The sequence below is a fragment of the Streptomyces sp. NPDC054783 genome (genome assembly GCF_053611725.1).
The window spans coordinates 406,797-427,364 of record NZ_JBSHAY010000003.1; the positions used below are offsets into that span (position 1 = coordinate 406,797).

Sequence of the window (20,568 nt, forward strand, 5' to 3'; positions counted from 1 at the left end):
CGGCGTAGTAAGGAGAGTGACGACGTGGACCTGGCTCTGGCGCCGGAGACACTGGCGCGCTGGCAGTTCGGCATCACCACCGTCTACCACTTCCTGTTCGTCCCGCTGACCATCTCCCTGGCCGCTCTCACGGCCGGGCTGCAGACGGCCTGGGTGCGCACGGAGAAGGAGAAGTACCTCAGGGCGACGAAGTTCTGGGGCAAGCTCTTCCTGATCAACATCGCGATGGGCGTGGTCACGGGCATCGTGCAGGAGTTCCAGTTCGGCATGAACTGGTCGGACTACTCCCGCTTCGTCGGTGACATCTTCGGCGCCCCGCTCGCCTTCGAGGCGCTGATCGCGTTCTTCTTCGAGTCCACCTTCATCGGCCTGTGGATCTTCGGCTGGGACAAGCTCCCCAAGAAGATCCACCTGGCCTGCATCTGGATGGTCTCGATCGGCACGATCCTGTCGGCGTATTTCATCCTCTCGGCCAACTCCTGGATGCAGCACCCGGTCGGCTACAGGATCAACAAGGCGAAGGGGCGCGCCGAGCTGACCGACTTCTGGGCGGTGCTGACCCAGAACACCGCGCTCAGTCAGGCCTTCCACACGCTGTCCGCGGCCTTCCTGACCGGTGGCGCCTTCATGGTGGGCATCGCCGCCTATCACCTGGCCCGCAAGAAGCACATCCGCGAGATGAAGACCTCGCTGCGACTGGGCCTGGTGACCGTGGTCATCGCCGGTCTGCTCACCGCGATCAGCGGCGACACGCTCGGCAAGGTCATGTTCAAGCAGCAGCCGATGAAGATGGCCGCGGCCGAGGCGCTGTGGGACGGCCGGAAGCCGGCACCGTTCTCGATCTTCGCCTACGGCGATGTGGAGAAGGGCCACAACACGGTGGCCATCGAGATCCCAGGGCTGCTGTCCTTCCTCGCCGACGACTCCTTCAGCTCGTACGTCCCCGGCATCAACGATGTCAACAAGGCCGAGCAGCAGAAGTACGGACCCGGCGACTACCGGCCCAACATCCCGGTCGCCTTCTGGGGCTTCCGCTGGATGATCGGCTTCGGTATGACCTCCTTCGCCATCGGCCTGGCCGGGCTGTGGCTGACCCGCAAGAAGTTCATGCTGCCGCAGCATCTGCGGGTCGGCGAGGACGAGGTGCCGCATCTGGTGCTGTTCAAGAACAAGGCGCTCAGCCCGAAGCTCACGCACTGGTACTGGCGCATCGCGACCTGGACCCTGGCCTTCCCGCTGATCGCCAACTCCTGGGGCTGGATCTTCACTGAGATGGGCCGCCAGCCATGGGTCGTGTACGGCGTCCTGCAGACCCGGCACGCGGTCTCCCCCGGCGTCTCCCAGGGCGAGGTCCTCACCTCGATGATCGTCTTCACCTCGCTGTACGCGATCCTCGCCGTCGTCGAGGTCAAGCTGCTCGCGAAGTACGTCAAGGCCGGCCCGCCCGAGCTGACCGAGGCCGACCTCAACCCGCCCACGAAGATCGGCGGCGAAACCCGTGACGCCGACAAGCCGATGGCCTTCTCGTACTAGGCCGGGGGAACAGTCATGCAACTTCACGACGTCTGGTTCGTCCTGATCGCCGTCCTGTGGACCGGCTACTTCTTCCTGGAGGGCTTCGACTTCGGGGTCGGCATCCTCACCAAGCTGCTGGCCCGCAATCGGCCGGAGCGACGGGTGCTGATCAACACCATCGGGCCCGTCTGGGACGGCAACGAGGTGTGGCTGCTCACGGCCGGCGGCGCGACCTTCGCCGCGTTCCCCGAGTGGTACGCGACCCTCTTCTCCGGCTTCTACCTGCCGCTGCTGATCATCCTGGTCTGCCTGATCGTCCGGGGCGTTGCTTTCGAGTACCGGGCCAAGCGGCCCGAGGAGAACTGGCAGCGCAACTGGGAGACGGCGATCTTCTGGACCTCGCTGATCCCGGCGTTCCTGTGGGGCGTGGCCTTCGGGAACATCGTTCGAGGTGTGAAGATCGACCAGCACTTCGAGTACGTCGGCAGCTTCGGGGATCTGCTCAACCCTTATGCCCTGCTCGGCGGTCTGGTCACACTCACCCTGTTCACCTTCCACGGAGCGGTCTTCACCGCGCTGAAGACCGTGGGGGACATCCGGGTGCGGGCGCGGAAGCTGGCTCTGTGGGTCGGTCTCGTCGCGGCCGTCGTGGCCGTCGGCTTCCTGTTGTGGACGCAGGCCGACAGCGGTGACGGCAAGAGCCTGGTGGCGCTCGTCGTGGCGGTCGCCGCCCTGATGGCCGCGCTGGTGGCCAACCAGTTGGGGCGTGAGGGATGGGCGTTCGCGCTCTCCGGCGTCACCATCGTGGCCGCCGTGGCGATGCTCTTCCTGTCGCTCTTCCCGAACGTCATGCCGTCCACGCTCAACGGGGACTGGAGCCTGACGGTCAGTAATGCCTCGTCGAGCCCCTACACCCTGAAGATCATGACGTGGCTGGCGGCCATCGCCACGCCTCTCGTGGTGCTCTACCAGGGCTGGACCTACTGGGTCTTCCGCAAGCGGATCGGCACGCAGCACATCGCTCCCGATGCTGCGGCCGGCGCCGCGCACTGAGTCCGTCGAGGGTGTGTTTCACGTGAAACACACCCTCTGGGCCGAAGGGCATGTTTCACGTGAAACCAATCGATCCACGTCTGCTGCGCTACGCTCGAGCCACGCGTCTCTTCCTCGTGGCGGTCGTTGCTCTGGGAGCCGTCGGAGCGGGGCTGGTCATCGCCCAGGCGATGCTCATCGCCGAGGTCGTCGTCGGCGCGTTCCAGCACGGGCAGTCCGTTGCTGAACTGCGCACTCCCCTGCTGCTGTTGGCCGCCGTGGCCGTGGGCCGGTCGGTTGTCGCGTGGTTCACCGAACTCGCCGCCCATCGGGCGAGTGCGGCGGTGAAGTCCGAACTGCGTGGACGGCTTCTGGCCCGGGCGGCTGCGCTCGGTCCGGGCTGGCTGGCCGGGCAGCGCACCGGTTCGCTGGTGACTCTGGCCACGCGGGGGGTCGACGCCCTCGACGACTACTTCTCGCGCTATCTGCCGCAGCTCGGGCTCGCGGTGGTCGTGCCGGTGGCTGTGCTGGCGCGGATCGTCACCGAGGACTGGGTGTCGGCGGCCATCATCGTCGGTACCCTGCCCCTCATTCCGCTGTTCATGATGTTGATCGGCTGGGCCACGCAGGCACGGATGGACCGTCAGTGGCGGCTGTTGTCCCGGTTGTCGGGGCACTTCCTGGACGTGGTCGCCGGACTGCCCACGCTGAAGGTGTTCGGCCGGGCCAAGGCGCAGGCCGAGTCCATCCGCCGAATCACCGGCGAATACCGGCAGGCCACCCTGCGCACCCTGCGGATCGCCTTCCTCTCCTCCTTCGCGCTGGAGTTGCTCGCCACGCTGTCGGTCGCCCTCGTCGCGGTGACGATCGGCATGCGGCTCGTGCACGGTGACATGGATCTGTACGTCGGCCTGGTGATCCTCGTGCTGGCGCCCGAGGCGTACCTTCCGTTGCGGCAGGTCGGCGCGCAGTACCACGCGGCGGCGGAGGGGCTGGCTGCCGCGGAGGAGATCTTCAGCGTGCTGCAGACGCCGGTTCCGGCGTCCGGTACCGGTGCGGTGCCGCCGGGTGCCATGGTCTTCGAAGGGGTCACTGTTCGCTATCCCGGTCGGTCGTCGGATGCGGTGACGAACGTGTCGTTCAGCGTCGAGCCCGGTGAGACGGTCGCGCTGGTGGGGCCGAGCGGGGTGGGCAAGTCGACGCTGCTCAACGTGCTGCTCGGGTTCGTCTCGCCCAGCGAGGGGCGGGTCCGGGTCGGGGGAGCCGATCTTGCGGTACTCGACCTGGAGGAGTGGCGGTCGAGGATCGCCTGGCTGCCGCAGCGGCCGCATCTGTACGCCGGGACCGTCGCGGAGAACGTGCGGCTGGCGCGGCCCGGGGCGGACGACGGTGCCGTACGTCGGGCGCTGCGGGACGCGGGTGCGCTGGAGTTCGTGGACGCGTTGCCCAAGGGGGCGGAGACCGTGCTCGGGGAGGACGGGGCCGGGCTGTCGGCGGGGCAGCGGCAGCGGTTGGCTCTTGCCAGGGCCTTTCTCGCCGACCGGCCCGTGCTGTTGTTGGACGAGCCGACGGCCTCGCTGGACGGGGGGACGGAGGCGGAGGTCGTGGCGGCGGTACGCAAGCTTTCGGTGGGCCGTACGGTGCTGTTGGTGGTGCACCGGCCGGCCTTGCTGGAGGTGGCGGATCGGGTGGTGCGGCTGGAGAGCGGTGGGTTGTCGAGCGCCGACCTGTCGAGCGCCCGGACCTGCGCCCGGCCTGCCACGGGGCTCCGCCTCCTGGACCCCCGTCCTCGCCCACTCGCCACCCGACTCGGTGGGCCGGAGAGTGGTCCGTCGGTGTCTGGGCTCGGTGGTGTGGGAAGTGGACCCTCGGTGCCCGGACTCGTCGGGCTGGATGATGGTCCGCGGGCCGGTCGCCTTAGGGGGCTGGAAGGTGACCCGCACGGCTCCGGGCCCGGTCGGCTGGACGGTGGTTCGCAGGCCTCGGGGATCGGTGGGCTGGAAGGTGGGCCGGAGTGGCCTGGGCTGGGGCCGGTGGGGAGCGGCTCGCCGGCGTCTCTGCGCGGACAGTCGGAAAGTCGCTCGGTCGTGCGGGCTTCGGCGCGGTCACGGCGTGTGCTTGCGCGGGTTCGTGCGCTTGCCGGGCCGCGGCGGGGGCGGCTGGTGTTGGCGTTGGTGCTCGGGAGCCTCGCGCTCGGCAGTGCCGTTGGGCTGATGGCGACCTCGGGATGGCTCATCTCGCGGGCATCGCAGCAGCCTCCGGTGCTGTATCTGATGGTGGCCGTGACGGCCACGCGGGCCTTCGGTATCGGGCGGGCCGTGTTCCGGTACGCCGAGCGGCTGGTGTCGCACGACGCGGTACTGCGGATGCTGGCCGACACCCGGGTCGCGGTCTACCGGCGTCTGGAGCGACTGGCGCCGGCAGGGCTGCGGACCGCCCGGCGCGGCGATCTGTTGACCCGGCTGGTGGCGGACGTGGACGAACTCCAGGACTACTGGCTGCGCTGGCTGCTGCCCGCGTCGGTCGCCGTCGCCGTCTCCGTCGCGACCGTCGGCTTCACGGCATGGCTGCTCCCCGAAGCGGGTGCCGTCCTCGCCGCGGGTCTCGTGGCGGCCGGCGTCGGCGTCCCGTTCGTCACCGCGACCGCGGCCCGGCGGACCGAGCGACGGCTGGCCCCGGCCCGGGGCGCCCTCGCCACCCGTGTAACCGACCTGCTCACCGGCACCGCAGAGCTGAGCGTCGCCGGTGCGCTGCCCGCCCGTACGGACGCGGCCCGGCGAGCCGACGGCGCCCTCACCCGGATCGCCTCGCGCGCCGCCGCAGTGACCGCGCTCGGCGACGGTCTCACTGCGCTGGTCTCCGGCCTGACCGTCACGGCGGCCGCACTGTGCGGCGCCCAGGCGGTGGCCGCGGGCCGGCTCGGCGGCGTGGCGATGGCCGTGGTGGTCCTCACTCCCCTGGCGGCCTTCGAGGCCGTACTGGGGCTGCCGCTCGCCGTACGCCACCGGCAGCGAGTGCGGCGGAGCGCCGAGCGCGTCTACGAGGTGCTGGACGCTCCGGAGCCCGTCCGAGAGCCAGAACGGCCCCGGCAGGCGCCCGCCTCGCCGTTCCCCGTGGTGGTCAAGGGGCTGGCCGCGCGGTACGAGGGGCAGCGGCGGGAGGCGCTGGCCGGCTTCGATCTCACCCTGGAGGAGGGACGGCGGATCGCGGTGGTCGGGGCGTCCGGCGCCGGCAAGTCGACCCTCGCCCAGGTACTGCTGCGCTTCCTCGACCCGCAGGAGGGCTCGTACACACTCGCCGGCGTGGACGCGTACGCGCTGGCCGGTGACGACGTACGGCGGCTCGTCGGACTGTGCGCGCAGGACGCGCACCTCTTCGACAGCTCGGTGCGCGAGAACCTGTTGCTGGCCAGGAAGGACGCCACCGAGGCCGATCTGCGCAAGGCGCTGGACCGGGCCCGGCTGCTGGGCTGGGTGGACGGGTTGCCCGACGGCCTGGACACGCTGGTCGGCGAGCACGGGGCCCGGCTGTCCGGTGGTCAGCGGCAGCGGCTGGCGCTGGCCCGCGCCCTGCTGGCCGACTTCCCCGTCCTGGTGCTCGACGAGCCCGCCGAGCATCTGGACCTGCCGACGGCCGACGCGCTGACCGCCGATCTGCTGGCCGCCACTCAGGACCGTACGACGCTGCTGATCACGCACCGGCTGGCGGGACTGGAGGCGGTGGACGAGGTGGTCGTGCTCGACGCGGGCCGGGTGGTGCAGCGGGGAAGCTACGCGGACCTTCTCGCGGTGGACGGGCCGCTGCGGGCACTCGCGCGGCGGGAGGCTGAGGCGGAGTCGCTGGTCGGAGCGCGGTGACCGTCACTTCGGTCACCGGCTCTGCCGGCACAGGGGGTGTTTCAGAAGCGGTCGGCGAGCAGTTGCTCGATCACGATCGCGACGCCGTCCTCGTTGTTGGCGACCGTACGGCCCGACGCGGCGGCGATGACGTCCGGGTGGGCGTTGCCCATCGCGTACGACTGGCCGGCCCAGGTCAGCATCTCGACGTCGTTGGGCATGTCGCCGAACGCGACGACCTCCTCGTGCGAGATACCGCGCTCGGCGCAGCACAGGGCGAGTGTGCTGGCCTTGGAGACGTCGGGGCCGCTCAGTTCCAGCAGGGCGCTGGGGCTGGAGCGGGTGACGTTGGCGCGGTCGTCGATCGCGAGCCGGGCGAGGGTGAGGAAGGCGTCCGGGTCGAGGTCCGGGTGGTAGGCCAGGATCTTGAGCACGGGCTGGTCGGCGTCCGGGCCGTCGGGGGCGAGGAGGTGCTCGGCGGGCAGGAGGTTGTCCGGTATCTCCATGTGCAGCTTGGGATAGTCCGGCTCCTGGTGGAAGCCGTAGGTCTGCTCCACCGCGAACACCGTGCCGGGCGCCGCCTTGCGCAGCAGCCGTACGGCGTCCAGGGCGTTCTCGCGCGCCAACTCGCGCACCTTCACGAAGCGGTGGGCGCCGGGGCCGCCGTGCAGGTCGACCACGGCGGCACCGTTGCCGCAGATTGCCAGGCCGTGGCCGTGGACGTGGTCGCTGACGACGTCCATCCAGCGGGCCGGACGTCCGGTGACGAAGAAGACCTCGATACCCGCGTCCTCGGCGGCGGCCAGCGCGGCCACGGTCCGCGGGGAGACCGACTTGTCGTCGCGCAGCAGGGTGCCGTCGAGGTCGGTGGCGATCAACCGTGGCCGTACGGCGGCGGACGGGGTCCTGGGCTGTCTGGTCGCTGAGGTCACCCGGTCATTCTCGCGCATATGCCCGCACGACCGTGCGGAACTCCGCACAGATGAGACACAGATGACGTCCGGCCCCGCTGCGGCGCCGGTCAGTCCAGCTGGGCGGCGGCTTCCATGGCGATCTGCTCGAAGACCTTCTCGTCCGCGGCGAAGTCGGAGTCCGGGATGGGCCAGTGGATCACGATCTCGGTGAAGCCCAGCTCCCGGTGCCGACCGGCGAAGTCCACGAAGGCGTCCAGGGACTGAAGCGGCCGGGCGCGGTCCGGGGTGAAGCCCGTGAGCAGGATCTTCTCCAGGCCGGCCATGTCCCGCCCGGCGTCCGCGCAGGCTTCGGACAGCTTGGCGAGCTGTCCGCGCAGGGCCTCGACGGACTGCTCCGGGGTGCCGTTCTCGTACAGCTTCGGGTCGCCGGTGGTCACCCACGCCTGGCCGTGCCGCGCGGCGAGCCTGAGGCCGCGCGGTCCGGTGGCCGCCACCGCGAACGGCAGCCGGGGCCGCTGGACGCAGCCCGGGATGTTCCGGGCCTCGTGCGCCGCGTAGAAGCGGCCCTCGTGCGTCACCGCGTCCTCGGTGAGGAGCCGGTCCAGCAGCGGTACGAACTCGGCGAACCGGTCGGCGCGCTCGCGCGGGCTCCACGGCTCCTGGCCGAGGGCGGTGGCGTCGAAGCCGGTGCCGCCGGCGCCGATGCCGAGGGTGATCCGGCCGCCGGAGATGTCGTCGAGGGAGATCAGTTCCTTGGCGAGGGTCACCGGGTGCCGGAAGTTCGGCGAGGTCACCAGCGTGCCGAGGCGCAGCCGCTCGGTGGCGGCAGCGGCGGCGGTCAGCGTGGGGACGGCGCCGAACCACGGGCCGTCACGGAAGCTGCGCCAGGACAGATGGTCGTAGGTGTACGCGGTGTGGAAGCCGAGCTGCTCGGCCCGCACCCAGGCCGAACGGCCGCCCTCGCTCCAGCGGCGGTACGGCAGGATCACAGTGCTCAGACGCAGACTCATGCGTCCGAGGGTAAGCGGACCGACTGACAGGGGACCAAACGGTCACCTGACGCGGTTGCTCGGCCACGGGCTGAGCAGGACGATCCCGGTGTACGCCAGCACTTTCAGCGAGGGCCCGGAAACCGCAAGTAGCGCGGAGGGACGGCCTTGGTCAGCCAGACGCCGTTGGCGCTGACGTGGAAGACGTGGCCGTCGCGGTGCATGGCTCCGGCGTCGACCGTGAGTACCACGGGGCGGCCGCGCCGAGCGCCGACCCGGGTGGCGGTCTCGCGGTCGGCGGAGAGGTGGACGTCGTGCCGGCTCATGGGCCTGAGGCCGTCCGCCCGGATCGCATCGAGGTTGCGGGCCACGGTGCCGTGGTAGAGGTACGGCGGCGGGGTCGCCGGGGGCAGGCCGAGCTCGACCTCGATGCTGTGGCCCTGGCTGGCGCGGATGCGGCTGCCTTCGATCGCGAAGCGACGTTTGTCGTTGGCGGCCACCACGTGGTCCAGTTCCTCGCGTGTGAACGGGAAGCCGTGGGCGGCGGCCGCGGCGATCAGCGTGTCGATCTCGACCCAGCCGCCCTGATCCAGGGTGAGCCCGATGCGCTCCGGCTGGTGCCGCAGGTGTTTCGAGAGGTACTTCGACACCTTCACGGTGCGTCTATCGTCCATGTGTCCAGGGTGCGGGAGAGACATGGATCACGCAGGTTCTTTTCGTCCGTAGGTTTGGTCCACAAGCAAGTGGTGTTATCCACAGGGGAATTGACGAGTCTGTGGACAAGTGGTCTGTGAATTAGGGAGATCCGTGAAGTTCCTTGTAGTGAACGGTGCCTGTGACAATGCGGTCCAAGGTGCGTGATTTCACCTCGTGTTCGGCTGAAAGCGTGGTGCACTCAAGAACGCGTTTCCGGCCAACGGGCCCTTCTGTGACGCGGATCGTCCCGGTGTGGCGGGTGCCCGAGAACTCTCCTACGGGCTTCTCCGCATCCAGGTGTGTGCGCAGATGTCTGGTGGCCAACGCCGCCATGGAGGGCGCCGGTTCGGCGCCCATCGTCTGCCCGGCCGAAGGGCGCAGCCGGTGCACCGGTGAGGCAGCTTCCGACGCGTGAGCGTCAGCACGGTGACCCGAGGCGTCCAGATGGCGGGCGAAGACACACTCGGTGGTGAACTCCCGTAAACACGACATATCGTGCTTTACCCGGCCTCTCAACTCTCCCAGTTGGTGCGTGAGCACGGACAGCGGGCACCCGTGACGTGCAACTCAAAGGCCGCGGACAGCGCTTGAGGGCAAGGGAAGGGGAACACCTCACACCTTCGGCTCCACCCGAGCCAGTCCCCGCAACGCCCCCGGCAGAAAACGCGACAGCAGATGCGCGCCACGCGCCTCCGGTGTCACCGGCACCACCGCCCTGTTGCGGGTCACGGCCTCCAGGATCGCCTCGGCGACCTTCTCCGGTGGGTAGTTGCGCAGGCCGTACAGGCGGGCCGAGTTCTTCTGACGGCGGCGCTCCTCCGCCTCGTCCACACCGGCGAAGCGGGCCGTGGAGGTGATGTTCGTGTTGACGATGCCGGGGCAGATCGCGCTCACCCCGATGCCCTGACCGGCGAGTTCGGCGCGCAGGCACTCGGAGAGCATCAGCACCGCGGCCTTGGAGGTGCCGTAGGCGGGCAGGGCCCGGGAGGGCTGGAACGCCGCCGCCGAGGCGATGTTGACGATGTGGCCGCCCTGGCCGCGCTCGGTCATCCGCGCGCCGAAGAGCCGACAGCCGTGGATCACGCCCCAGAGGTTGACGTCCAGAACCCTGCGCCAGTCTTCGGTGGTGGTGGCGAAGAAGGAGCCCGACAGCCCGATGCCCGCGTTGTTGACCAGCACGTCCAGCACGCCGTACTCGCGGTGCACCTTCTCCGCGAGCTTCTCCATCGCCTGCTCGTCGGAGACGTCGGCCGTCTCCGCCCAGGCCTCGGGTGCGCCGGTGAGCCGGGACAGCTCGGCGGTGCGGGCGGCGGCCTCTGCGTCGCGGTCGACGGCCACCACGCGCGCGCCGGCCTCCGCGAACGCGAACGCCGTGGCCCGGCCGATGCCACTGCCGGCCCCGGTGACCAGGACCAACTGGCCGCCGAACCGGTCGGCGTGGCGGCCGTCGGCCTTCGGTTCGGGGCGGCCGCCGTCCACGGACATGATGAAGTCCTCGATCCAAGAGGCGAGTTGATCAGGACGGGTGCGCGGCACCCAGTGCTTGGCCGGGAGTGTGCGGCGGGTCAGTTGTGGCACCCACCGCTCCAGGTCGTCGTACAAGCGCTCCGAGAGGAACGCGTCCCCCTGGGGCGTGATGAGCTGCACGGGCGCGTGCGCGTACGCGTCCGGGCGCGGCCTGAGCAGCCGGGGGCGGACGTTGTCCCGGTACAGCCAGGCGCCGTGCGCCGCGTCGGAGGGCAGGGACGAGGTCGGGTAGTCGCCCCCCGGTACCTTCTCCACCCGCTGGAGGATCCTGGGCCAGCGCTTGCCGAGCGGGCCGCGCCAGGCCAGTTCCGGCAGGGCCGGAGTGTGCAGCAGGTACACGTACCAGGACTTGGCGCCCTGGCCGAGGAGCTGGCCCACCCTGCGGGGCGTGGGACGCCGCACGCGCGCGTTGATCCAGTGCCCGAAGTGGTCCAGGGACGGGCCGGAGATCGAGGTGAAGGAGGCGATACGGCCCTCGGTGCGGCCGACCGTGACGAACTCCCAGGACTGCACCGAACCCCAGTCGTGCCCCACCAGGTGGACCGGGCGGTCCGGGCTCACCGCGTCCACGACGGCCAGGAAGTCGTCGGTGAGCTTGGGCAGCGTGAAGCCGCCGCGCAGCGGCTGGGGCGCCGTCGAACGGCCGTGGCCCCGGACGTCGTACAGGACCACGTGGAAGCGGTCGGCCAGGCGGGCGGCCGCCTCGGACCAGACCTCCTTGCTGTCCGGGTAGCCGTGCACCAGCAGCACCGTGGGCTGCTCCGGATCGCCCAGCTCGGCCACGCACAGCTCGACCCCGCCGGTCGCCACCCGGCGCTCCCGCGCACCCTTCAGCGCCACGTTCGCCGTCGCTCCTCCCGACACGTCCGCCCTCACTTCTCCTCCGCCCAGCGCCGCACGTGCGGCAGATCGTCGTCCAGCCAGAACGCGCTCTGCTCGGGGTCCTTCGAGTCGGTGACCACGAGGATCTCCTCGAACTTCGCGCCCGTTCCCCGGAAGCCGAGGTGGGGTTCGACCGCCCACAGGCCCGGCTGCGGAGGATGGTCGGAGAAGCGGTACGGCGACCACAGCGGGGACCAGCCCTCGCGGTGGCCGTGCAGCGCGTCGGCGGCCAGGCCCTTCAGGGACTGCGTACCGAACCCGAAGAGGTGGGGAGAGAAGCGGCGCTGCTTCACGCGGTCCACCTTGTGGGCGATCACACCGAAGGGGTACGCGCGATGCCGGTTGGCATAGCCCTGGCGGACCATGAGCCGGTCCACGTCCTCGTAGATCCCGCGCAGCGGGCGCCGTTCGCGCACCTCGCGCAGGATCAGCTCGCGATGGGCTTCCAGGTCGGCCATCAGCCGGTCCTGTACCGGGTTGACGCCGAGCGAGCCCGAGTAGCCGATGTCCGCCGTGTATCCCTCGTACACCGGTGCCATGTCCAGGATGAACGGCATGCCCGGCTCCAGGGCGCGGTCGGTGGGGAAGAACTGCAGAGGTATGCGGAAGTTCACGAACGCCGTGCGGTCGCCGAACCAGGCGAAGGGCAGGTGGAACCAGTCCCGCACCCCGCGCTCGCGCAGCCACTCCCGCTGCATCCGCGCCGCCTCGCGCTCGGTCACGCCCGGCTCCAGCCGCGCCGCGACCGCCTCCGCGCACTCGTAGGCGAGGCGCTGCACCCGCCTGAACCCCCGTAGTTCCACGGAGAGTTCGCTGCTCACTGCCGTCGTCATGCCGCCCCGTCCCGTCGCGGCGTCGACTCGTCCCGTCGATGCGCCGACTCGTCTGTGGACCGCCGTACTCGTCCGTAACTTGACACTGGTGAATGTGGCAGTTGTTAGAGGCGGCGTCAATAGGAGGGGTGGCAGGCTGTGGAGAACCCGGGGTAGCCCTTAGGCGTGGCGTCCCCTAGGGCCCCGTAATACTTGGGTCTGACGCGAAGACGGCTCTGAGGTCTGACGACCGGCGTGGCCCGCATCACTACCGTCGTAGGCGTGACTGTGATCGCGACCGAAAGCCTGAGCAAGCGGTTCCCGCGGGTGACCGCGCTCGACCGGCTGTCCGTGGACATCGGGCCCGGTGTGACCGGACTCGTCGGAGCCAACGGCGCCGGCAAGTCCACCATGATCAAGATCCTGCTGGGTCTGTCCCCCGCCACGGAGGGCCGCGCCGAGGTGCTCGGCCTCGACGTCGCCACCAAGGGCGGCGCCATCCGCGAGCGCGTCGGCTACATGCCGGAGCACGACTGCCTGCCACCGGACGTCTCGGCCACCGAGTTTGTCGTCCACATGGCGCGCATGTCCGGCCTGCCGCCCACCGCCGCGCGCGAGCGCACCGCGGACACCCTGCGCCACGTGGGTCTGTACGAGGAGCGCTACCGCCCCATCGGCGGCTACTCGACGGGCATGAAACAGCGCGTCAAGCTCGCCCAGGCGCTGGTGCACGACCCGAAGTTGGTGTTCCTGGACGAGCCGACCAACGGCCTCGACCCGGTCGGCCGGGACGAGATGCTCGGCCTGATCCGCCGCATCCACACCGAGTTCGGCATCTCGGTCCTGGTCACCTCCCACCTCCTCGGTGAACTGGAGCGCACCTGCGACCACGTCGTCGTCATCGACGGTGGCAAGCTGCTGCGCTCCAGCTCCACCACCGACTTCACCCAGACCACGACCACCCTCGCGATCGAGGTCACCGACAGCGACGCCCACCCCGACGGCACCCGCGCGGTCCGCGACGCGCTCCACGCGCGCGGTGTGGAGACCGAGAACGAGGGCGCCGGACTGCCGGGCGCCGGACACATCCTGCTGCTGACCGCCCAGGGCGAGGAGACCTACGACCTGGTCCGGGACGTCGTCGCCGACCTCGGCCTCGGCCTGGTGCGCATGGAGCAGCGCCGTCACCACATCTCCGAGGTGTTCACCAGCAGCGCCGAGCACAGCGGCGACGAGCAGCGGAAGGAGGCCGTCCGCCATGGCGGTTGAGCGCCCTTTGCAGCCCCTGACCTCCGCGGGCGACCAGACCCGCATCCACGACATCGGCTATCGCGGCTACGACGGCCCCCGCCTCGGCCGCGCCTACGCCCGCCGCTCGCTGTACTCGCAGTCCCTGCGCGGCGCCTACGGCCTCGGCCGCTCGGCCAAGTCCAAGGTGCTGCCGATGCTGCTGTTCGCCGTGATGTGCGTGCCCGCGGCCATCATGGTGGCTGTCGCGGTCGCCACCAAGGCGCACGAACTGCCGGTGGCCTACACCCGCTACGCGATCATGCTGCAGGCCGTGATCAGCCTGTACGTCGCCGCGCAGGCACCCCAGGCCGTCTCCCGCGACCTGCGCTTCAAGACCGTACCGCTGTACTTCTCGCGGCCCATCGAGACCGCCGACTACGTACGCGCCAAGTTCGCCTCGCTCGCCTCGGCGATCTTCATCCTGACCGCCGCTCCCCTGCTCGTGATGTACGTGGGCGCGCTGCTGTCCAAACTGGGCTTCGCCCACCAGACGAAGGAATTCGCCGAGGGACTGGTCTCCGTGGCCCTGCTCTCCCTGCTCTTCGCCGGCATCGGCCTGGTCATCGCCGCCGTCACCCCGCGCCGCGGCTTCGGCATCGCCGCCGTGATCGCGGTGATGGTCATCTCCTACGGAGCGGTCAGCACGCTCCAGGCCATCGCCAATGTGCAGAACCACACCTCCGCCATCCCCTGGATCGGCCTGTTCTCGCCCATCACGCTCATCGACGGAGTCCAGTCGGCCTTCCTGGGCGCGACCGCCCGCAACCCGGGCGCGGTCGACCCGTCGGCCGGGCAGGGCGTGGTCTACGTCCTGGTCGTGCTCGCCCTGATCGCCGGCAGCTACGGCCTGCTGATGCGCCGCTACAAGAAGGTGGGACTGTGACCACGCTCAGCATCGACCACGTCTCGCGTTGGTTCGGCAACGTGGTCGCCGTCAACGACATCACCATGACCATCGGCCCCGGCGTCACCGGTCTGCTCGGCCCCAACGGCGCTGGAAAGTCCACCCTGATCAACATGATGGGCGGCTTCCTCGCCCCTTCCACCGGCACGGTCACCCTCGACGGACAGCCGGTGTGGCGCAACGAGCAGATCTACCGGCACATCGGCATCGTCCCCGAGAGGGAGGCGATGTACGACTTCCTCACCGGCCGCGAGTTCGTCGTCGCCAACGCCGAGCTGCACGGCCTCGGCGAGAAGGCGGCCCAACGGGCGCTCGCCACGGTGGAGATGGAGTACGCACAGGACCGGAAGATCTCCACGTACTCCAAGGGCATGCGGCAGCGCGTGAAGATGGCCAGTGCCCTGGTCCACGACCCGTCGCTGCTGCTGCTGGACGAGCCGTTCAACGGCATGGACCCGCGCCAGCGCATGCAACTGATGGACCTGTTGCGGAAGATGGGCGACGAGGGCCGCACGGTGCTGTTCTCCTCGCACATCCTCGAAGAGGTCGAGCAACTCGCCCGGCACATCGAGGTCGTCGTCGCGGGCAGGCACGCCGCCAGCGGCGACTTCCGCAAGATCCGCCGGCTGATGACCGACCGCCCGCACCGCTATCTGGTGCGCTCCAGCGACGACCGCGCCCTCGCGGCCGCGCTGATCGCCGACCCGTCGACGGCCGGCATCGAGGTCGACCTGACCGAGGGCGCGCTGCGTATCCAGGCCGTCGACTTCGGCCGCTTCACCGCCCTGCTGCCGAGGGTCGCCCGGGACCACGGCATCCGGCTCCTCACGGTCTCGCCGTCCGACGAGTCCCTGGAGTCCGTCTTCTCGTATCTGGTCGCGGCGTAGGAGGCCGAAGATGTACGACCCCACCGTCGCCCGGCTCACCTACCGAGCCCTGCTCGGCCGCCGCCGGGCCCTCATCCTCGGCGCACTGCCGCTGCTGCTGATCATCATCTCCGTGGCCGTGCGCGGCCTGACCGGAGCCGACGACCAGACCGCCTCCGACGTGCTCGGCGGCTTCGCGATCGCCACGATGGTGCCGATCATCGGAGTCATCGCGGGCACGGGCGCGATCGGACCGGAGATCGACGACGGCTCCGTCGTCTATCTGCTGTCCAAGCCGCTGAAGCGGCCGACGATCATCTGCACCAAGCTGATCGTCGCCATCGCCGTGACCATGGTCTTCTCGGCGGTGCCCACCCTGATCGCGGGCCTGATCCTCAACGGCAACGGCCAGCAGGTCGCCGTCGCCTACATGATCGCCGCGCTGGTGTCCTCCATCGCCTACTCGGCGCTGTTCCTGCTGCTCGGCACGGTCTCCCGGCACGCCGTGGTCTTCGGGCTCGTCTACGCGCTGGTCTGGGAGGCGCTGTTCGGCTCGCTGGTGCCCGGCGCGCGCACCCTCAGCGTCCAGCAGTGGTCGCTGGCCGTCGCGCACAAGGTCGTCGGCGGTGACCTGGTGACCTCGGACGTGAGCCTGCCGACGGCCACCGTGCTGCTGGTGGCGGTGACCGTGCTGGCCACCTGGTACGCCGGGCAGAAGCTGCGGACGCTGAAGCTGGCGGGCGAGGAGTAGGCACAGCGGGGCCCGGCCCGGCTCCGGCGGCCTTGACTGCGACTTCACCTCGGTCCGGGCAGACTGGACAAAACCGGATGTACGGCTAGGAGGCCGATGATGGCAGAGGAGACGCCGAGCGACGACGGGCGGGGGCGGACCGAGGGCGCCGGGGCAGACGTCTGGGACGGCCTGGTCCTGGACGAGGACTTCATACGGGGTGCCGAGACCTCCGAGCCGTCCGCCCGGGCCCGCATGCTCGCCGCCCGCTGGCGCGCCGAGGCCCCCGAGCCGCAGCCCTGGCGCTCGGACGAGGCGCCGGCCGGCTGGTTCTTCAGCAAGGCGCGCAGACGCAGGTGGCGTCGGGGGTAGCCGCGCGTCCTTTATTCGGTGGCACCCAACTCGGCGGTGAGGCACAGTGGTTGTGCCCCATCCGCCGGGATCGTCCCGGCGTCGTGAACCGGGAGTGGAGGTGGACGATGTCCATGCACGGCAGTACGTCCAGCTCCCGACAGGGCAGTCCGAGGCCGGCTCCGGTGTAGTTACCCCGCCGTAGAGCCCGAGGGACTGCCCGGGGCGGCCGCTTCGAGCACGCGATGTCGCTCTCGCGTGGGCCGCCCACCCGGAGGATTGGCCGAGTGGTAAGGCACCGGTTTGCTAAACCGTGGTCGGGCCTGGAAAGCCCGCGCACGTTCGATCCGTGCATCCTCCGCGAGACGTTGTCACTGGGACTTGGCCGGGTTGTCAGCTGAGGTTAGGTGGAGGCGCTGCCCAATGCTGTGGCCGGATGCAGTCGGCCCGCGTCGGCGGGGTGCCGCTGCGCCCACCCGTGCTGCCCCAGCGGGACGACTGCCCGCAGTGGTGGCGGTGCCGCGGAAGCCGACGGCACCGCGGTTCCCGGCGGGATGCAGCCGCTAAGCCAGCAGTCGCTCCAGCACCACCGCGATGCCGTCCTCCTCGTTGGAGGAGGTCACCTCGTCGGCCACCGCGCGGAGTTCCTCGTGGGCGTTGGCCATGGCCACGCCCCGGGACGCCCAGGCGAACATGGGGATGTCGTTGGGCATGTCGCCGAAGGCGATCGTGTCCGTCGCCTTCAGGCCAAGACGGCGGGCTGCCAGGGAGAGGCCCGTGGCCTTGGACAGGCCCAGCGGCAACAGCTCCACGATGCCCTCGCCCGCCATGGCCACGGTGACGAAGCCTCCGGCGGCCTGCCGGGCGGCGTCCGCCAGTTCGTCGTCGCCCATCGTCGGATGCTGTATGTAGATCTTGTTGAGCGGAGCCGTCCAGAGGTCGGACGCGTCAGTGAAGGGGGTCGCCGGGAGCCTGCCGGTGACCGCGTAGCCCGGACCGACCAGCACCTCGCCGTCGAGGCCGTCCCGGCTGGCCGCCAGGTACAGCGGACCCACCTCGGCCTCGATCTTGGCCAGCGCCACACCCGCCAGCTGCCGGTCCAGGGTGACCGAGGTCAGCAGGCGGTGCGCCCCGGCGTCGTAGACCTGCGCGCCCTGGCCGCAGACGGCGAGGCCCTCGTAGCCGAGGTCGTCCAGGATGTGCCGGGTCCACGGGACCGCGCGGCCGGTGACGACGATGTGGGCCGCGCCCGCCGCGGTGGCCGCGGCGAGCGCGTCTCGGGTGCGCTGCGAGACCGACTCGTCGGAGCGCAGGAGCGTTCCGTCGAGGTCGGTCGCGATCAGCAGGTAGGGGAAGCCGGTCACCTGGCGACCGGCTCCAGGACCTCCCGGCCGCCCAGGTACGGGCGCAGCACCTCGGGGACCCGGACGGAGCCGTCGGCCTGCTGATGGTTCTCCAGGATCGCCACGATCGTGCGCGGTACGGCGCACAGCGTGCCGTTGAGGGTGGCGAGCGGCTTGACCTGCTTGCCGTCGCGGACGCGGATCGACAGGCGGCGGGACTGGAACTCGGTGCAGTCCGAGGTCGAGGTCAGCTCGCGGTACTTGCCCTGGGTCGGGATCCAGGCCTCGCAGTCGAACTTGCGGGCGGCCGATGCACCGAGGTCACCGGAGGCGACGTCGATGACGCGGAAGGGCAGCTCGAGCGAGGTCAGCCACTGCTTCTCCCACTCCAGCAGCCGCTGGTGCTCGGCCTGGGAGTCCTCGGGGGCGACGTACGAGAACATCTCGACCTTGTCGAACTGGTGCACACGGAAGATGCCCCGCGTGTCCTTGCCGTGCGAGCCGGCCTCGCGGCGGAAGCAGGGCGAGAAGCCCGCGTACCGCAGCGGCAGCTTGTCGGCGTCGATGATCTCGTCCATGTGGTACGCGGCCAGCGGAACCTCGGAGGTGCCGACCAGGTACAGGTCGTCATTGTCGAGGTGGTAGACGTCCTGGGCCGCCTGGCCGAGGAAGCCGGTGCCCGCCATGGACTGCGGGCGCACCAGCGCCGGGGTGAGCATCGGCGTGAAGCCGGCCGCGGTGGCCTGCGCCATCGCCGCGTTCACCAGGGCCAGCTCGAGCAGGGCGCCGACACCGGTGAGGAAGTAGAAGCGGGAGCCGGAGACCTTGGCGCCGCGCTCGACGTCGATGGCGCCGAGCAGCTGGCCGAGCTCCAGGTGGTCCTTGGGATCGAAGCCCTCGGCGCCGAAGTCACGGATCGTGCCGTGCGTCTCCAGCGTGACGAAGTCCTCCTCGCCGCCGACGGGCACGTCGGGGTGGACGAGGTTGCCGAGCCGGAGCAGCAGCTCCTGGGTCTCGGTGTCGGCCGCGTCGCGCTCGGCGTCGGCGGCCTTGACGTCCGCGGCGAGCTGGCTCGCACGCTTCAGCAGCTCGGCCTTCTCGTCGCCGGTGGCCTTGGGGATGAGCTTGCCGAGCTGCTTCTGCTCGGCGCGCAGCTCGTCGAAGCGGACGCCGGAGGACCTGCGCCGCTCGTCGGCAGACAGGAGGGAGTCGACGAGCGCGACGTCCTCTCCACGGGCACGCTGGGACGCGCGCGCACGGTCGGGGTCCTCACGGAGCAGGCGAAGGTCAATCACGAGGCCAAGGCTACCGGTGCGGGCTTGCCGCTCACGAATCCCTATTCCACGGAGTTCGGATTCGCCGTTCTTTGTCGCTTACGTTCCGTTATGCCCTAATTGCAGAACGTGTCGGAACATATCGAAACACGTCAGAAGGCGTCGGAATGCGTCGTGACGCGCCAGAACAAGCCGTCAAGGAGGAGTGTCTCACTCCCTGGGACGGGGCAGGTTCCGGCGCCGTGTTGACCGGATTCCCTTGTGGAGGGCGGGACTTCGTGAGGCCGCTGTCCACAGGAATCCACACCCTCCGAAGAGTTATCCACAGGCTGTGTGGAAGGTCTGTGGATTTCGGAATTGATCACTCCGGATCATCGCGACGGGCTCAGGAATTCCCAGGGTAAACGCATGTCACACCCACTTTTGAGTGGAAAGGGGTCGCTCCAAAAGATGAATCAACGGAAACGAGTGGACGAAGGGTGAGGTGCGGGCTGGTGGCCGCATCGGGGGCGTGAGGGGAGATTTGTCGACCGACTCACGCACCCTTGTCGACTTGTCCCCAGGTCGAGAAGCTGACCTGTGGATAACTTCTGTGGATAACGAAGATATGCAGGTAGTACTGGCCGGAAGCAGTCTACGGGCCGCCTCAGAACCGGCCGTCCTGGCAGTGCGCCACCCAGTCCGCCGCCGCCATGAACTCCTCGTCCGACGTCCCCGGCCGGGTCCCCGGGGCCTCGCCGGGCCCGATGTCCGCACGCGGATAGGAGCCGAGGAAACGCACCTGCAGACAGATCCGCTTCAGCCCCATCAGCGCCTCCGCCATCCGCCGGTCGGAGATATGGCCTTCGGCGTCGATGCAGAAGCAGTAGTTGCCGATGCCGGCGCCGGTCGGCCGGGACTGCAGCAGCATGAGGTTGATGCCGCGCGAGGCGAACTCGCCGAGCAGGTCCCGCAGCGCACCGGGGTGGTCGTCACGCTGCCACAGCACCACCGAGGTCTTGTCGGCGCCGGTCGGCGCGGCGGGCCGGGCCGGGCGGCCGACCAGCACGAACCGGGTCTGCGCGTTCTCCGCGTCGTGGATGCCGGTCTCCAGCGCCTCGAGGCCGTACCGGGCGGCGGCGAACTCGCCCGCGAAGGCGGCGTCGTAGCGGCCCTCCTGGACCAGCCGGGCGGCGTCCGCGTTGGAGGCGGCCGACTCCCAGTGCGCGTCCGGGAGGTGCTTGCGCATCCAGTTGCGCACCTGCGGCTGGGCCGCCGGATGGGCGGAGACCGTCTTGATGTCCGTGAGTTTCGTGCCGGGCCGGACCAGCAGCGCGAAGGTGATCGACAGCAGCACCTCGCGGTAGATCATCAGCGGTTCGCCAGCGACCAGCTCGTCCAGGGTGGTGGTGATGCCGCCCTCGACGGAGTTCTCGATCGGCACGAACGCGGCCTCGGCCTCGCCGGCCCGCACCGCGTCCAGCGCGGACTGCACCGACACATAGGGGACGAGCTCCCGGGTGGCAGCTTCCGGGAGCGTCCGCAGGGCGACTTCGGTGAAGGTGCCCTCGGGGCCGAGATACGCATAGCTCGCTGGCATGTCCTCACCCTAATGGCGCCACGGCGCG

The 20,568-nt window shown here is 69.9% G+C and carries 16 protein-coding genes and 1 tRNA gene; 9 read left to right on the forward strand and 8 right to left on the reverse strand.

Annotated features, from left to right (window positions below):
• Positions 1-24: 24 nt before the first annotated feature.
• From ACWGJ5_RS08760 to cydD, 3 genes are read left to right on the forward strand one after another with little or no spacing between them, the layout of a single operon-like run.
• Complete coding sequence (locus ACWGJ5_RS08760; RefSeq protein WP_453309032.1) at positions 25-1,533, forward strand: cytochrome ubiquinol oxidase subunit I; 1,509 nt, start codon at positions 25-27, stop codon at positions 1,531-1,533.
• Between the two features lie 15 nt (positions 1,534-1,548).
• Positions 1,549-2,568, forward strand: a complete 1,020-nt coding sequence (cydB, locus tag ACWGJ5_RS08765) for a cytochrome d ubiquinol oxidase subunit II (protein ID WP_453309033.1) — start codon at positions 1,549-1,551, stop codon at positions 2,566-2,568.
• 59 nt (positions 2,569-2,627) lie between these two features.
• Complete coding sequence (cydD, locus tag ACWGJ5_RS08770; RefSeq protein WP_453309034.1) at positions 2,628-6,404, forward strand: thiol reductant ABC exporter subunit CydD; 3,777 nt, start codon at positions 2,628-2,630, stop codon at positions 6,402-6,404.
• 41 nt (positions 6,405-6,445) lie between these two features.
• Here the strand turns inward: cydD and ACWGJ5_RS08775 are convergent, their stop codons facing one another.
• The 5 genes from ACWGJ5_RS08775 to ACWGJ5_RS08795 all read right to left on the reverse strand — a co-directional run bounded on the left by ACWGJ5_RS08775 (position 6,446) and on the right by ACWGJ5_RS08795 (position 12,224).
• A complete protein-coding gene (locus tag ACWGJ5_RS08775; RefSeq protein ID WP_453309035.1) occupies positions 6,446-7,333 on the reverse strand; it encodes an HAD-IIB family hydrolase in 888 nt (295 codons plus the stop codon).
• A gap of 71 nt (positions 7,334-7,404) precedes the next feature.
• A complete protein-coding gene (locus ACWGJ5_RS08780) occupies positions 7,405-8,307 on the reverse strand; it encodes an LLM class flavin-dependent oxidoreductase (RefSeq protein ID WP_453309036.1) in 903 nt (300 codons plus the stop codon).
• Positions 8,308-8,411: 104 nt separating this feature from the next.
• Complete coding sequence (locus ACWGJ5_RS08785; RefSeq protein ID WP_453309037.1) at positions 8,412-8,960, reverse strand: RNA 2'-phosphotransferase; 549 nt, start codon at positions 8,958-8,960, stop codon at positions 8,412-8,414.
• A gap of 634 nt (positions 8,961-9,594) precedes the next feature.
• Positions 9,595-11,349 (reverse strand): SDR family oxidoreductase, encoded by a 1,755-nt coding sequence (locus ACWGJ5_RS08790; RefSeq protein WP_453309174.1) that lies wholly within the window; start codon positions 11,347-11,349, stop codon positions 9,595-9,597.
• A 32-nt stretch (positions 11,350-11,381) separates the two neighbouring features.
• Positions 11,382-12,224: a M24 family metallopeptidase gene (locus tag ACWGJ5_RS08795; protein ID WP_453309038.1), complete on the reverse strand. Its 843-nt coding sequence runs from the start codon at positions 12,222-12,224 to the stop codon at positions 11,382-11,384.
• A gap of 267 nt (positions 12,225-12,491) precedes the next feature.
• On the opposite strand from ACWGJ5_RS08795, the gene ACWGJ5_RS08800 reads away from it, so the two are divergent.
• The 6 genes from ACWGJ5_RS08800 to ACWGJ5_RS08825 all read left to right on the forward strand — a co-directional run bounded on the left by ACWGJ5_RS08800 (position 12,492) and on the right by ACWGJ5_RS08825 (position 16,705).
• Positions 12,492-13,472: an ABC transporter ATP-binding protein gene (locus ACWGJ5_RS08800; RefSeq protein ID WP_453309175.1), complete on the forward strand. Its 981-nt coding sequence runs from the start codon at positions 12,492-12,494 to the stop codon at positions 13,470-13,472.
• A complete protein-coding gene (locus tag ACWGJ5_RS08805; RefSeq protein WP_453309039.1) occupies positions 13,462-14,376 on the forward strand; it encodes an ABC transporter permease subunit in 915 nt (304 codons plus the stop codon). Before ACWGJ5_RS08800 ends, ACWGJ5_RS08805 begins: the two co-directional genes overlap by 11 nt.
• On the forward strand, positions 14,373-15,284 hold the full coding sequence (locus ACWGJ5_RS08810) for an ABC transporter ATP-binding protein (protein WP_453309040.1): 912 nt from the start codon (positions 14,373-14,375) through the stop codon (positions 15,282-15,284). The genes ACWGJ5_RS08805 and ACWGJ5_RS08810 overlap by 4 nt, the downstream gene beginning before the upstream one ends.
• 10 nt (positions 15,285-15,294) lie before the next feature.
• On the forward strand, positions 15,295-16,014 hold the full coding sequence (locus ACWGJ5_RS08815) for an ABC transporter permease subunit (protein WP_453309041.1): 720 nt from the start codon (positions 15,295-15,297) through the stop codon (positions 16,012-16,014).
• 99 nt (positions 16,015-16,113) lie between these two features.
• A complete protein-coding gene (locus ACWGJ5_RS08820) occupies positions 16,114-16,365 on the forward strand; it encodes an SGM_3592 family protein (RefSeq protein WP_453309042.1) in 252 nt (83 codons plus the stop codon).
• 252 nt (positions 16,366-16,617) lie between these two features.
• Positions 16,618-16,705, forward strand: a tRNA-Ser gene (locus ACWGJ5_RS08825).
• Positions 16,706-16,907: 202 nt separating this feature from the next.
• Here the strand turns inward: ACWGJ5_RS08825 and ACWGJ5_RS08830 are convergent.
• From ACWGJ5_RS08830 to pheA, 3 genes are all read right to left on the reverse strand, one after another.
• Positions 16,908-17,708, reverse strand: a complete 801-nt coding sequence (locus ACWGJ5_RS08830; RefSeq protein ID WP_453309043.1) for an HAD family hydrolase — start codon at positions 17,706-17,708, stop codon at positions 16,908-16,910.
• Positions 17,705-18,982, reverse strand: a complete 1,278-nt coding sequence (gene serS, locus ACWGJ5_RS08835) for a serine--tRNA ligase (protein ID WP_453309044.1) — start codon at positions 18,980-18,982, stop codon at positions 17,705-17,707. Before serS ends, ACWGJ5_RS08830 begins: the two co-directional genes overlap by 4 nt.
• Positions 18,983-19,607: 625 nt before the next feature.
• The gene (gene pheA / locus ACWGJ5_RS08840) at positions 19,608-20,540 is read right to left on the reverse strand and encodes a prephenate dehydratase (RefSeq protein ID WP_453309045.1); all 933 of its coding nucleotides are present in this window, start codon (positions 20,538-20,540) and stop codon (positions 19,608-19,610) included.
• Positions 20,541-20,568: the final 28 nt, after the last annotated feature.

What these genes read in the sequence shown, in the direction of transcription:
- cydB (WP_453309033.1), top strand. Translation starts at nt 1,549, where the DNA reads ATGCAACTTCACGACGTCTGGTTCGTCCTGATCGCCGTCCTGTGGACC.
- ACWGJ5_RS08785 (WP_453309037.1), bottom strand. Translation starts at nt 8,960, where the DNA reads ATGGACGATAGACGCACCGTGAAGGTGTCGAAGTACCTCTCGAAACAC.
- ACWGJ5_RS08780 (WP_453309036.1), bottom strand. Translation starts at nt 8,307, where the DNA reads ATGAGTCTGCGTCTGAGCACTGTGATCCTGCCGTACCGCCGCTGGAGC.
- ACWGJ5_RS08775 (WP_453309035.1), bottom strand. Translation starts at nt 7,333, where the DNA reads ATGCGCGAGAATGACCGGGTGACCTCAGCGACCAGACAGCCCAGGACC.
- ACWGJ5_RS08805 (WP_453309039.1), top strand. Translation starts at nt 13,462, where the DNA reads ATGGCGGTTGAGCGCCCTTTGCAGCCCCTGACCTCCGCGGGCGACCAG.
- ACWGJ5_RS08795 (WP_453309038.1), bottom strand. Translation starts at nt 12,224, where the DNA reads ATGACGACGGCAGTGAGCAGCGAACTCTCCGTGGAACTACGGGGGTTC.
- pheA (WP_453309045.1), bottom strand. Translation starts at nt 20,540, where the DNA reads ATGCCAGCGAGCTATGCGTATCTCGGCCCCGAGGGCACCTTCACCGAA.
- ACWGJ5_RS08820 (WP_453309042.1), top strand. Translation starts at nt 16,114, where the DNA reads ATGGCAGAGGAGACGCCGAGCGACGACGGGCGGGGGCGGACCGAGGGC.
- ACWGJ5_RS08815 (WP_453309041.1), top strand. Translation starts at nt 15,295, where the DNA reads ATGTACGACCCCACCGTCGCCCGGCTCACCTACCGAGCCCTGCTCGGC.